The organism is Planctomycetaceae bacterium (assembly GCA_021371795.1).
In the GTDB taxonomy this organism is placed as follows: Bacteria; Planctomycetota; Phycisphaerae; order Sedimentisphaerales; family UBA12454; genus UBA12454.
This window is the reverse complement of the sequence record JAJFVK010000017.1, coordinates 25,294-39,776: the sequence shown is the minus strand read 5'-3', so window position 1 is coordinate 39,776 and position 14,483 is coordinate 25,294. Positions and strand designations below refer to the sequence as shown.

Annotated in this window: 9 protein-coding genes and 1 pseudogene; 1 reads left to right on the top strand and 9 read right to left on the bottom strand. The window is 42.9% G+C overall.

The genetic code is table 11. From position 1 onward, the window contains the following. Positions 1–2 precede the first annotated feature (2 nt). The 8 genes and pseudogenes from LLF92_08240 to LLF92_08205 form a co-directional block, all read right to left on the bottom strand. A complete protein-coding gene (locus LLF92_08240; GenBank protein MCE5341100.1) occupies positions 3–656 on the bottom strand; it encodes a hypothetical protein in 654 nt (217 codons plus the stop codon). After that, the gene (locus LLF92_08235) at positions 653–1,744 is read right to left on the bottom strand and encodes a pilus assembly protein PilM (GenBank protein ID MCE5341099.1); all 1,092 of its coding nucleotides are present in this window, start codon (positions 1,742–1,744) and stop codon (positions 653–655) included. Before LLF92_08235 ends, LLF92_08240 begins: the two co-directional genes overlap by 4 nt. Before the next feature lie 352 nt (positions 1,745–2,096). Beyond that, positions 2,097–3,794 carry a hypothetical protein gene (locus LLF92_08230; protein ID MCE5341098.1) on the bottom strand — a complete coding sequence of 566 codons (1,698 nt, stop codon included), beginning with the start codon at positions 3,792–3,794 and terminating at the stop codon, positions 2,097–2,099. 1 nt (position 3,795) lies between these two features. Further along, positions 3,796–4,479 (bottom strand): hypothetical protein, encoded by a 684-nt coding sequence (locus tag LLF92_08225; GenBank protein ID MCE5341097.1) that lies wholly within the window; start codon positions 4,477–4,479, stop codon positions 3,796–3,798. Positions 4,480–4,488: 9 nt separating this feature from the next. After that, positions 4,489–4,998, bottom strand: a complete 510-nt coding sequence (locus LLF92_08220; GenBank protein MCE5341096.1) for a prepilin-type N-terminal cleavage/methylation domain-containing protein — start codon at positions 4,996–4,998, stop codon at positions 4,489–4,491. Between the two features lie 409 nt (positions 4,999–5,407). Continuing rightward, positions 5,408–5,491 (bottom strand): annotated as a pseudogene (locus LLF92_08215) (prepilin-type N-terminal cleavage/methylation domain-containing protein). A 121-nt stretch (positions 5,492–5,612) separates the two neighbouring features. Beyond that, positions 5,613–6,824: a type II secretion system F family protein gene (locus tag LLF92_08210; protein ID MCE5341095.1), complete on the bottom strand. Its 1,212-nt coding sequence runs from the start codon at positions 6,822–6,824 to the stop codon at positions 5,613–5,615. Between the two features lie 80 nt (positions 6,825–6,904). Further along, positions 6,905–8,668, bottom strand: coding sequence for a GspE/PulE family protein (locus LLF92_08205; GenBank protein ID MCE5341094.1), 1,764 nt, complete (start codon positions 8,666–8,668; stop codon positions 6,905–6,907). Between the two features lie 256 nt (positions 8,669–8,924). Between LLF92_08205 and LLF92_08200 the strand changes: the two genes are divergently transcribed. Further along, on the top strand, positions 8,925–13,919 hold the full coding sequence (locus LLF92_08200) for a hypothetical protein (GenBank protein MCE5341093.1): 4,995 nt from the start codon (positions 8,925–8,927) through the stop codon (positions 13,917–13,919). On the opposite strand, the gene LLF92_08195 is transcribed toward LLF92_08200, so the two are convergent. Further along, positions 13,897–14,409 carry a hypothetical protein gene (locus LLF92_08195; GenBank protein MCE5341092.1) on the bottom strand — a complete coding sequence of 171 codons (513 nt, stop codon included), beginning with the start codon at positions 14,407–14,409 and terminating at the stop codon, positions 13,897–13,899. The two genes, LLF92_08200 and LLF92_08195, sit on opposite strands and share 23 nt — an antisense overlap. Positions 14,410–14,483 lie beyond the last annotated feature (74 nt).

Here is a 14,483-nt window from a genome sequence, read left to right as displayed (position 1 = left end):
GATTATTTTTCGGCCTTAAAAGAACATTCTATCTGATATGAAACCATACTCTGCTCTCTGTATGAATCCACCCCCTGCGAAACAGTAACGTAATCCAAAATATGTCCGAAAACCTCGGAAGAACGCAAATTGTTCTGGAATTCTCTAATATGCGGGCCGCTGCCCGGCAATCTTTCAGTTACACTGATTTTCATCTTCGTAACCGGAAGGGTAATTTCAATCATCTGGCCGACTTCTGTTTTCGACGGAACATTTTTTTTGATATTGCTCTGCTTGATTTCAATCTCCTTGAGCAACACGCTGTCCGGCATCAACTTCACTATTTCAACAATGCCCGGCGTCCACTGATAACGGCTGTTAATAATTTTTGCAACTTCGCCCAGGCAATCATTTTTAAACTTTTTTTCCTTCTGGCTTTTGTCCAGCAGAGCCTGCGCTTTTGCCATACTTTGAATGCCTTTCTCGCAATTGGCGATTTTCTGCCTTTCAATCGAGATAAGCACATTGTACTTCCAAAAATAACCGAACATCCCAATCGACATAATGGTCGGCACTAAAATCGTAATCGCCATCAGGGCGATTTTTTCAGGATTGCTCCTTGTGGGAATCCCCTGACCTTTCAGCAAATCAATTTTAAGCAATTTTGTGTTACTCATATTTGCCTCATAGCCAGACCTGCGGCGACGGCAAAAGCCGGGCCATTCTTGCTTAATAAATCACAGCACTCCAAAGACTGGTCACAGGATATTTTGTCAAAAGGATTCCATAATACGGTTTCAGTCGGCAACTTTGTTTTCAGCAAATCTAAAAAACCATCGACAAGCGAAAAACCGCCGCACAAATATATTTTGTTCACAATTTCCGATTTTCTGCGAACCGCATCGTAATACAGCGTTTCTGTTACGTTGGAAATTAATTTATGGCAGGCAGATTCGAGATTCAGCAGAATCTTGTCCTGGATGTCCTGCTGTTTTTCTTCGCCTCTCAATACTCTTTCCACTACATCACGCGGGAACTGATTTTCAACAGTAAGCTGCTCAATAACTTCTTTTCCGCCGAAATTAATATCACGAACAAAAGGCAAATCATCGTCGCCGATAATCGCCAGTGTGGTGTATTCATTCCCGATATTCAAAATTGCCGATGTGCCGGTTTCGTCTCCACGACAATACTTCATACAATTTATTAAAGCCAGGCCGTCAATGTCCATCAGCACATTCGACAGAGAAGAATCAGAAACAACTCTGGTCTTGTCGCGAAGAATTTTATTCGCTGCGACAACCAGAAAGCCCTGTATCTCCTTTTCAGTTCCCGCAATCACCTGATAATCAATTACGCCTTCATCGGTGTTGAACGGACAGAACTGCTTTGCTTCAAGCTCAACAGCGCCTTCGACTTCTTCCGGCAGCAGAGCGGGAAAACTGAAATGGCGCACGGCAGTTTCCTGACCGCGGACGCCGCAAACGGCAAGTTTGTTTTTGATGTTCGCCGACTGCCAGCACTGACGTATCGCCTTTGATAAATTAGCGTCTCTATGACTCTCGTCATTAGGCTCATTTACAAAAGCGATTCCAGCGCCAGCTACAGAATAACCGTCTTCAGTTTTCTGAAGCTGAACAAGCTTGATTGCTGATGTGCCGACATCAAGACCAAATACCTGCTGCTTCTGCCAGGATTTATAAAATTCCCGCCAGCGTGCAAGTCCGTCGTTAATCTTAGAATGATATTGTTTAATAGAAATCATACTGTTTTATCGACCGCAAAAAGACGTGAATTAACCAACAGATTGAAATATTTGGCGGAAAGGTCCTAAAATAACGTATTATTTAATGTTACAGCGCGAATAAGTTAGTTTGGGATATCAGAAAATCAAACATCAAAAATCAAAATGCAAAATGACAATGTAAAATTTAAAATGGCCAATTCTCTGAATTTGTCTGTTTTTTGGGGCAGATTATGAATTAATCACAAAAGAACAAGCATCCTAAAAAGTGCAGGCGAAATCATTTTTCAATTTTGATTTGTCATTTTAATTTTTCCATTTTGATTTTTTATTTACAAACTATCCTATTCGCGATGTGGTATTATGAATTGTGTTAGTTCCTATAATCATGCCAGCCTGCCGGTGCGGGAATGTATTTGCCCTGAAGTCCGATATCACCTGGTAAAATACCTTCGAGCAATCTTTTGTCGAGGTAATATTTTTTGATGTAACCTTCACTACTTCCTGAACCAACAACACCTCTGCACGACTCTGTGATAGCACCACGAACAATGATATTGTCCATGACATTAGCAGTGTATTCCCTTCTTCCGTCACTTGTGGAACCAACATACTCGGCACCCCATCCGCCGCCGCCGACAATCAGAGCCGCTTCAACAACCATATCGTGCGGCAAATAACGTTCATTGGGGTCAATAGTCCCCTTTGTTATACCAATAGGCTGATAAGTAAGCCCGCTAATGGGTGAAGTCGGGCCTCTGCGAGGATTGACGACTTTGACAATACCCTGTGCAATAAGACCAAGCACATTTGGATTATTTTCCTCAGGCAAACCATCCGCATCGTGATCGCCATCGACGGTAATCGCATCGGCAATCCAAATATTACCACCAGTACCATCTGCGCATCTGGCGGCAACAACAGTTATCTTGCCCTTGACTACCATATTTACATAATCACTGCTGCCGATAATAACATTACCTTTAACGTAAATCTGACCTCCCGGCTCTGAATCTATACCGTTAAACGACTGCGAAACATACGTGTCGGTAATCGGTACAGTTATCACCGGACTGGATGCTGTAGAAGTATTTTTATAATGATAACCATAAACCTTATATGTTTTATAAGTTGAAGTACTGCCCGGAACTATCTGGTAGTCATAAGTTTTCCCTGTAATAGCGTAAACAGTACATTTGTCTGTGATACGCACTTTTCCAACACCGCCGTCAACGAAAAACTCAAGCTGAACTGCCGGATATCTCGTTGTAGATGTACCTACTTTATTGGAAGCATCAGAAGCAGTCAGTGTATATTTATATGCAGCGGCAGTACTATTCTCAAAGCGGTCAATTTTTGCCTGGACAGTTGCTTCATCGGATACTCTCGAATCCGGCTGATTAAAATAAATGCCGCCCTCAAATAACGAAAGCACACTGCTATATTTATCCGTGCCGTTTGCCCTATATCTTGATTCGCCCATCGCAACGGACTGCAGGAATCGCGGAGTGCCACTAATAGCGATATCCCTTTCATCAGACCAACCATCATCATATTTATTAATGTGAATCGGCATATCAATAATTTCGCCGGTTGCAAAATTAACGGCGACAGTAGAAGTCGTGCCTGACGGCACCCTGCACATGCCCATAGCCCATCCGCTGATGGCCTGCACTACAAGAGTATCAACAGTTCTGTTGAACTGACCGCTATGTCCGTTTGAAACGATTCTGAAAACTGGTCTGGAATTAACGAAAGTGTGGAAATTTATGCTGTAATCGCATTTGGCACCAGTAAAAGCAATTGTGCCGGATGTGTCCGACGAACCAGTGTAAAGCGTAGTGAGCATATCCCGCTGCTGGCTCATCCAGAAAACCGCCCTTTCATAACCGGCTTCAGCAGCGAGCATTGCCGCCGCTTCGTTTTTCTGCTGTATCGCCTGCTGCCTTGTTCCATACGCAATCGCAAGCATACCGATTCCAAAAGCAGTCATAATCATCATCGCAACAACTGCCATTACGAGCACTGAACCTTTTCGGTTCTCAACATTTTGTCTTAATATTCGTTTCATATTATCGCGGCCATTTATTTCTCAACAGAACAGAATTGGAAATTCTAACTTGCTCACCGTCATTCGGGTCAGTCAAAATAACATTAATCCTAACACAGCCCTTTCCTGCGCCGCTAAGTTTTGTATGACTGAAAGCGCCACAGCCCGGACCGGCAGAAGCATTTTCGGCAAGCGTAACTGTTTTTATGTCCGTAGTGTTTCTCGTGCCGCCGCCTGCAGGAATACCACCGGGCGGATACTGACCATAATCAACTTTTAATTTTCCGTTCTGAAGATAAAAAAGTGCGTAAACAGTGGCTGTCTTGGAAAAATCCATCAAATCGTGCGAATCACCGGAATCCAGCTCAACATCCCAATAGCGAAACTCCACAGCATCTCCTGAAACAACGGTTTCCTCGGCGGGCGTGGGCGATGTTGCCGGTACAAATGTCGAGCCGGTAGATTTGACATATACCTCATAATTATTAAAATTCGAGCGTCTGCCTATGTTGGCGAACGCCAGCGTAACCGCGGTGGCCTGTTCATTTATCTCTTTGTGCGCAATATCATAATTCTGCTGCCAGCCCTTTGCAGAGCCGACAATAAGCACACCGACAACGAGCATAAGAATCGACGCTACCAGCATCGATGTACACAACTCGATAAGCGTAACGCCTGAACGAAATTTTTTATTGCGATAACTCATTGATAATTTCTAACCGTCAAGCCTTACATAGGTCGTTAAAATTACCGGCGACGTACATAAAGTAGTACCGCCGCTGCCGGTAGCCTTTCCCATACGCCACCGAACCATCGCAGTAATCTGCCGCAGAGTAGTATCGGCAACTTCATCGTGGTCGACATCGCTGTACGCCAGAACAACCAGCATAGGTACATTATTTATGGTTATAGAATAGATTGCGTTGTTTAAAATTCCGCCGATTGAGTATCCTGTTGTGAAATCAGAACCGGCCGCTGAAGATGAAAATCCCAAATTTAAATCTGAAGGATTATACGCAGTTGAACCGCCGGTGCTTTTCCAGTCTTCCAAAAGGAGCTGCGCCGTTCTTGCGGCGGTGATTTGAACCTTAGCGATTCTGCTCTGTTTGAGTGAATGATGCTGATAATCAAGAACGCCGACAGAGACTATTCCAATAACAGCCGCAGTCAGCATTACCTCCGTAAGCGAGAATGCTTTCGATTTTTTATACCTTACTAACCGCATTCAAATCTCCATACATCCCCGAAAAAAATCAGAGGGGCCTGGAAGCCCCTCTGAACTTAGTACTTAGGTTTATACTACCGGATTATTGAGGTCCCCCGGCAAAGACACCCGCTTCGGTCAACGTCAGGTCAGTACCTGAAGCAATCGCAGTCGGTTTTGTTACCGTCACTGTAAACTGGAGCGGCGGGTTTGCTGTTTCATCATAAGTAGTTGTCCAGCTGTAGTTGGTCGATGCAAAATATGTGCCGAGCATATCGCCTGTTGTAAATCCAAGTTCTGCGAGAGTTGGATTTGCCCATGCGCCCTGGCCGCCTTTTTCAGCAGCATACGCACGAAGCGCTGTAGCGATAGTACCTGCAACTGCTTTGCCTTCTGACCATTTTGCTGAATCTACTCTGCCCCGCATCAACGGGATAGCCACCGCAGCCAAAATGCCGACGATCATAATAACGACCATCAACTCAATCAGAGTGAAACCTTTTTTTGCTTTCATTTTTTGTCTCCTAATTCTTAAAAAACAGTTAATAAGTTTAACAAAAACTTTCTCTACTTCACTAATCTAAACCATAATAAATATTTTCTTAAATACCAAATTATGGCCATTAAAATCTTTTTTATCCCTTACCCCCCATCGTGAAAATGGGCAAATACAGCGCTAATACAACCGTAAGCACGACTCCGCCGACAGTTACAATCATTATCGGCTCAAGCAAACTTAATAGAGCCGTCAATATCGAGTCAACCTTGCGTTCGTAAAAATCAGCCGTTCTTTCGAGCATCGAGGGCAGCGAACCGCTCTCTTCGCCAATCTGCACCATTTTATTGACCATATTGGGAAAGAAACCGACCGATATCATACTTGCCGAAATACTCGTACCTTCAACAATACGTTCCTTTGTCTTCATAACCGCGGCTTTTATGACATCGTTATTGCTCATCGATGAAAGAATATTAAAAACTTCGAGCACCGAAACGCCCGCGTTCAGCAATGCCGCCATAGTTTTGCAGAACATCGCGACAAATGCGTATTTTATTAACCTTCCAAATAACGGAATCGCAAGAAATCTCTTACTGAAAAACAGATGCCCCTTTTGTGTTTTTTTGTAAATCCAACCCAACGAACTCACAATTCCAAAAATCGCAGGAACCATAAAAACAATATAATGACGAAGCATATCATACACTGCCATAAACCCGCGTGTAAAAGCGGGCAGTTCCCCGCCTAACTGGTCAAAAATCATTTTGAATCGCGGTACGATAAAACTCATCATAAACACAACGAGCAAAACGATAAAAATCAGTACGAAAATCGGATACGCAAGCGCAACCTTGACTTTTTTGCTGAACTTGTCCCTGCCGTCAAAATACTCGGCAAGCCTTTTCAGCGAATCCGGCAAATTACCACTCGTTTCACCTGCCAAAATCATCGCGCATGTTATTTTGTTAAATACTTTGGGATAGTCGGCAATACCAACTGAAAAGGGTTCGCCTTTATTAACTTTCGCCAAAATATCCTTAACTATTGTTTGCAGATACGCATTCTCAATATCTTCGGCAATAGTCCCCAAAGCCGTCGCTACCGGAACACCACTTTCAAGCATCGTGGTCAACTGCCAATAAACCGCAGACAATTCGGCGGCCTTGACTTTCTTACGCGAAGAACTACTCGATTTCTTTTTTCTTTCCGAAGATATCTCATGCACTTTTATAGGTATAAAGCCCTGCTCTCGCAGCCAGCCCGAAAGCTCATTGACTGAAGCAGCCTGCTTGACGCCTTCCTTACGCTCGCCGGCAAAAGTTTTAACTGTATAACTATAAACCTGCATACTAATACCTGATTTCTACAACCCATTTAACGCTATCGGCATTATTAAACACTCGGTTAATTAATAATTATGCTTCGATATTACCCCGATATGTTTTCAGTAAAAGCAACACTAAGCACTTCTTCGGCTGTCGTCATGCCCAGCAAAATTTTGCCGGCACCGCACTCAAGCAGCCCGTCATAGCCCTTTTTACGGGACATTGCCCTGATATCCATCTCATTGCCGCCTTTAATGATTAATTCACGAATATCATTATCAATAACAAGAAATTCAAAAATCGGCATTCTGCCTTTATATCCGGACCATCCACAGGCAGAGCAGCCTTTGCCTTTGCATATATTGCCATTTTTGACCTGCTCCGGAGTAAATTTCAAACGCCTAAGCAATTCTTCGCTCAACTCGACAGGCTCTTTGCAATGTTCGCAAATCCTCCTTACAAGTCTTTGCGCAATAATCAGATTAAGCGAAGATACAAGCAAATACGGCTCAATACCCATATATATCAATCTGCTGATCGCGCTTGGCGCATCGTTTGTGTGGAATGTGCTCAACACAAGGTGGCCTGTAAGCGAAGCCTTAATCGCTATTTCAACAGTTTCCTTATCACGTATTTCGCCAACCAAAATCACATCAGGGTCCTGTCTTAAAATCGCTCTCAAACAGGACGCGAAATCAAGCCCTATTTCTGATTTTACCTGAATTTGATTTATGCCCTTCAATCTATATTCAACCGGGTCTTCAACCGTTGTGATGTTTTCAGTCGGACTCTTCAAATAATTCAACGCCGAGTACAATGTCGTACTTTTACCGCTTCCTGTAGGGCCTGTAATGACAATAATTCCATGCGGCTGACTAAGTATCGTCTTAAACTCCTCCATCCGCTTCGGTTCAAAACCAAGCTGCGTAATGTCGTGATTCAAGGCGCCTGCGTCGAGAATACGCATAACGATTTTTTCGCCGTAGATAACCGGAATGAGCGAAACACGAACATCAATGTCTCTGCCTGCGGTTTTAATTTTGAAACGACCGTCCTGCGGCAAACGATGCTCGGCAATGTCCATATCCGAAAGAATTTTAATTCTTGTAACAACAGCGGCCTGCATCTTTCTGGCAGGCGGAACCATATCCCGCAGCACACCATCTATACGCATACGTATATCCATAGTGTTTTCCTGCGGCTCAACGTGAATATCGCTTGCCCTGCTCTTCACGGCCTGGCTCAAAAGCAAATCCACGAAACGTATAACAGGAGCCTGCGTAGCAGCTTCAGGAGTTGTATTTTCAATCTCGTCCTGGCTGTCTTTTAGAGATTGAATTTCATGCTGCTCTTCAACAATCTCAGTTTCAACAAGGTCTCGAAGGCTCTGCTCTTCCACATCTGAACCATGATAAATCAATTCTATCGCATGGTTGATTTCTTCCTGCGAGCTTACAACTAATTTCAGTTCTTTCTTTAACCTTTGTTTAATCGTATCGACCGCGACAACATCCAGCGGGTCGGCCATTGCGACGACAATCTTTTCATCATCTGTTCCAACCGCTACAAGACAAAAACGCCTGGCAATTGCCTCTGGCAGCAGTCTTGCAACCGTCATATCCATCTTGCTGACTTCCTCAAGTGATCTGTACTCCATTGAAAGATAGTCTGCAAGAAAACGTGTGATAGAGGTTGATTCCTGCTTTTTGAGCCTCAAAAGCACTTCGCCCAGCTTGCCGCCAGCCTTTTTCTGCTCCTTGAGCGCATCGCTCAACTCGTCCTGACTGATTATCCCTTTTGATACCAGCCATTGGCCGAATGGAACTTCGTTTTTCACTTCAATATTTTTAGGTGCTAATGTTGCCATTTTATTTAGTCTATCCTTGGTGTTATCGTTGTTTTACAGGCGTCGCTTGACGTGTTTTCTGCTGCCTAATACTTAAAACATAAGATATAAATGACTTATGAGCTAAAAAACTATTTTTTATATTAGTTTAGGACCAATAACTTTACAGTTTATTCCGATAAAATGCCGAAAATTACATTATGTAGCTGTTCTAACCTTTTATAAATACAAATGGTTATGAATACGTTTTGTCTTTAATGAATAGTGAAAGATTAGTATGTCTCTGTTAAGATTCAAACCTAAAATTGGGAAATTGATTGCCAAAGCAATGCTCAAGGCTGAATCGACACCTCAATCTGACGGACAGGCTCTGTCCCAGGAAACAGACAACCATCTAAATCAAATCGTTGCCACTGCGGACAGAAAAAGCAAAGCCTACAACGAGGTTATCACCAAACTAATAGCTGAAAACCAAAATAACACTGCGAAACTCAAGGCTGAATCATCCGCTGAAATACTTCGACTGAAATCAGAGTTCGAAGGAAAACTGAAAAAAGAAAAAGAAACCGCCCTGTCGCAAAATCAGAAGGACAGTGCGAAACTTAAAGCTGAATACGAGGAAAAAGAGAAAAATCTAAAACTCCGCATAACTGAAGCCGAAGCTAAAGCGGAAAAATCACTTTCGGAAGACAAGGCAAAACATCAGGAAATAATATCTTCGCTCAAACAGGAACTGAAAGAAAAATCACAAATACACGCCGAAGAACTGTCCAGAGCCAAATCAGAATTTAACGAAATAATTTTACATATTAAAAAAGACGCAGAAGTAAAATCCGCTTCTCAATTACAGCAGATTCTGAAAAATGAAGCTGTCGCAAACTCTGAAAACGAGGCAAAGTTTCAGGCGATAGAACAACTGAAAAAAGAAAAAGTAAAAATCGAGGAACTAACAGCCAGACTGGTACAGGCGGACGAAAATATAATAAAACTCAAAGCAGAACATTCCGCCGAGATATCAGGCCTTAAATTAGACTCGAACAAAATATTAAGCGAAACAAAAGAACAGGCATACAGAGAAGCCAAAGAGACAGTAAATACAGTAAAAGCTGAAAGCAGGGAAAAAGAAAAAGAGTACGAACAGCGTATTCGTCAAATAGAGGCGTCAACCGAAGATGTCATAGACGCTATCAAAATCGAGAACGATTCCAAATGCCGACGGTATGAGGAAGAAATCGCGAAAATAAAATCTGATTCACATCAGGCGATTTTTCAGCTTAAAGCCGATTATGAGGAAAGACTTGCCGGCCAAATAGAGCAAACCGTAAAATCGCAAACAGCGGCGGCACTGGAAGCGAAAAACAAAATACGCCTTCAGGAACAATTAAACAGCCAGACGCTTAAAATCAGCGAACGGGACAAAGAAATAATTCAGCTCAAATCGGAACACTCAAGCGAACTGGCACGTGTGAAATCAGAACTATCAGCAGCGATGGACAAGGCTAAAACGGCTGCGAAGACAGAGATTCATCAGGCAATAACAACCATCAAAGACGAATACGCCGAGAAAGAAGCAAACTACATCCGGCAGATCGCACAGATAGAAAAATCAGCGGCTGAAGAAAACGCAAAGGCGAAGGATATTATCTCGACGCTGAAAAATGAGATTGACACAAAGACACGACATTACGAAGAAGAATTTGAAAAAATCAAAACAGAATCGCAGCAGAGTATCGCGACAATCAGGAGCGATGCAAAAAAATCGGCCACCCTGCTGACAACGGACACTGAAAAAATAGTCGCGCAACTCAAAGCGGAAAATTCAGCGGAAATTCAACGCATAAAAGCCGATACACAGGAAACGATAAACAGAGAGAAAACAACTGCCGCGGCCAAACTGGCACAAACAACAGAAAAATTTAAAGCTGAATACTCCGAGAAAGAGAAAAGTCTCGAGAAAAAGATTTGTGAAGTCGAAACAAAAGCGGCAGATGCCATCGCACAAGAACAGGCAACCTCACAATCGCTTATCAAAAATATAAACGCGGAATATTGTGAAAAGATACTAAATCTTGAACAGCAGATTCAGGAAATCACAACAGAGTTCCAAAAAACATTATCTGAAGAACAGGCAAAATCACAGCAACTCATAACAGGCCAGCGGACGGAAATTCATACCGTCTCCAAGTATTATGAAAATGAGATTGCCAATCTCAAGGCGGAAAACGAAAAAATCGTTGACCTGCTCAAAACAGAATCTAAAGACGCCCTGGCCAAAATCAGAGTCGAGGCCTACGAAGAAATAGAAAATCTGCGGAAACGTGCGGAAAACGCCGAAGCGGCGATAGAAACAATATCAAAAGCGAAAACACATACCGAAGAACTGTTTAATAAAGAAAAAGCAAAAGCAGAAGAACTCACTAAAAAGACCGCGGAACTTAATTTATTCTATCAGGAAAAAACCGCTCAACTGAACTCCGAACGGACAGAAGAGATTGACAGAACAAAAGCAGATGCTTGTGCGGCGATAAACAGAGAACGAGCCGAGGCGCAGGCCGAAAAACATCAGGCGATTGAAACGCTTAAAAACGAATGGACGCAAACCGAAGCGAAATATTTGCAGCAAATAACGGAAATCAAAGAGGAAACGAGAAAAGCACTCGCGTTCGAGAAGACAAACGCACAGCAGACAATTTCTACGCTCAAATCCGAACTCGAAACAAATTCAAAAACTCACAAAGAAGAAATCTCCAAACTAAAACAGGAATACGAAACCGCGTTGACAAAAACCATCGCCGATGCAAAACATTCGCTGGCGAAAGCAATGTACGAAGCCGATGAGAAACTGGCCGACCAGGCGGAACTAACGGCCAAAGCAGAAGCACTGGCGGCATCGGAGGCACAGGCAAAAGCCAAGGCTGAAGAGAATCTGCGAATCGCCCTGCTTAATAACAACACGCTGACAAAAAAGACTGATGAACAAAAATCACAATACGAACAAAAACTTGCGGAACAAAAAAACGAATTTGAAAAAACCGTAAAATATCATAAAGAACAAATTGGAAGCATAAAAGCCGAATCACAGAAAAAGCTCACCGAGGCAAGACTGCAGGATGATGTAAAATTAGCGACTCAAAAACTGGAATTTGAACAAACGATAAAACGCTATCAGGAACAACTTGAAGCCACAAAAGCCGAGTCACAAAAGAATGCCCTTGAAATAAAACTACAGGCGGAAGAAAAACTTACAACGCAAAAAATAGAATCTGAAAAGATTATTAAAGGTCTGCAGAAACAACTCGAAATCGTTAAAGCTGATGCGCAAAGGGATGTCGCCCAGACACAGCAGAATGCGGATGAAAAATTAACCCTGCAAAGAAACGAATTTGAAAAGACCGCCGATTCCTACCGAGAACAGCTCGTAACCGCGATGGCCGAGGCGCAGAAGGATATCGAGGATATTCAACTGCAGATGGAAGAGAAACTGGCGGCTCAAATTCAGCTTACAGGTAAAGCAGAGGCAACGGCTAAACTCGAAGCCAACACGAAAGCGAAAATCGAGGAAAATCTCCAGCTTGCGTTACACAACAATGATGATTTAACAGATAAACTCGAAGAACTCAAATCACAATCGGAACAGAAATTCGCCGAGCAGAGAAGCGAATTTGAAAAAATTGTAAAATACTATAAAGAACAAATTGAAAATGTAAAAGCTGAATCACAAAACACTATTAATGATATAAATCGTCAAAATGCGGAAAAACTCGCCGAGCAAATTCAGGTCACCGGCAAAGCTGAAGCACAGGTCGCACTTGAAGCTAAAGCGAAAGCTAAAATTGAAGAAAATCTGTATCTGGCGTTACGCAATAATGACGATTTAACAAACAAACTCGAAGAGCTAAAGACGCAATCAGAACAAAATTTCGCAGAACAGAGAAGCGAATTCGAAAAAATAGTAAAATACTACAAAGAGCAGATTGAAAACGTAAAAGCCGAATCGCAAAAAGCTATCGCGGAAATCAAACAGCAGTCCGAAGAGAAACTCGCGGCTCAAATTCAGCTTACAGTCAAGGCCGAGGTTGTGGCGACTTCTGAAATCAAGCTCAAAGCTGAATTACAGGACAAGTTGCACAACGAACAGTCAAAATTTGATGAATTAATAAGAAAGACCGCTGAAATCGAGGCCGAGTCTATACGGTCAATCGTTCAGGAACAGGCGAAAACTCAAGAGGCAATCGCAAGGCTGCAAACTGAAAACGAAATTAAATACAGGTCTTATCAAAAGGAAATCAGCGAACTGAAAGCACAGCATCAGGACGCTATTGCTCAAGTTAAAGCTGAAATGGATAAAAAACTCGTCGAGCAGGTTCAGCAGGCAGAAAAAGCTGATGCTCTGGCAACGCTGGAATCAAAAACGCGAATACGCACACAAGAGCAATTAAATATCGAAAAGGCAAAGGTCGAGGAATTAACCAGAAAAATCGCCGAAGTTGAACTGCGTGCGGAAGAAAAACTCACAACGCAAAAGATTGAATTCGACACAATCATTGCGAATCTCAAAACCGAAATCTCGGAAAAGGAAAAGAACTTACAGGGGACACTGGCCAGTGTTCAGCAGGATGCTCAAAATACAATCGCAAACGAACAGCGAAAATTACAGGCCGCTGAAACAGCTCTTAAAGTAGAGATGGAAGCCAAGTCGCAGACTTACGAACAGATGTTCACAAAGATAAAGGCCGAAGCGGAACAGTCCGTCCATCAAATCAGAACCGAAGCGCAGCAGACTATCGCCAATGTCAAATCGGAATTCGGTGAAAAATTGGCCAAAATGCTGGCCGAAACACAGGATGCAATCTACACCGAAAAGGCACGCAGTCAGGGCAAAGAAAACGCCTATATCAGCGCAATTGAAACGATTCAGACCGAAACTGCCAAAAAATCCGCTATGTACGAGGCAGATATCGCCAAACTCAAAGCTGAACTTGGAATGCGAATGGTTCGGATGAAAATAGAATCGGACGGTGCACTGGCGCAAGAGAAAATGAAAACTAAACAGCAGGAAAAACAAATAGATAACCTGCGAACCATCCTTGCCGATTCTGCGATGGCAGATTTGGAATTAAAACTTCACAAAACAGCCCCTTCGCAGACTTCCGACGCGGAACCGGAAGAAGATTTCTACAATATCAAAAAATTTACAGAGAAACTGCGAGGATATACAAAACAGGAACAAATGGAAGAACCAAAAGATTCTACGACTTCCAACAAGCCGTGAGAGTCTGCACTGCGGCGTATTCACCACCGCTGCCGGGCCGAAAATCATTTGTTTGCGCCTTCACTGACAAAATCACCACTACCGCCCCATCGGTCTGCCGGTGTATTATTTCCACCGCCTCTTTTAGAAACGTATCATAAGCACACCACTGTGTAGATACAGTACCGCTACCACACTGCAACTGGTATTGCGTTCTAATCTGATATCGGCCATTGGACAACTTCGCAGTTTCAGAATTATCAGCAGTGATAATCACATCGCCATTGGTGTAAAGAGTAAGAACAGATTGGCCGGCGGCCTCGGTTCGTTTTGGTGAAAGCTCACCTAAATCAATGTCCTGGAATGAAGCTTCCGACCATTCGATAACTTCCGCAACTCGGCACGTAATCCTGCACGTCGCAGAGGCCGGCGGAGGCGGCTGGAAAGCCCCTGCCAACGGCGAGAAACTGCTTAAAACCAAAAATAAAATAAAAAATTTAACGCAATTCATAATTTGTTATTGTACCAAATTAACGTCCTATAATCAAGAAAATTACCTTACAACGGATATATTTGAAAGTTTCT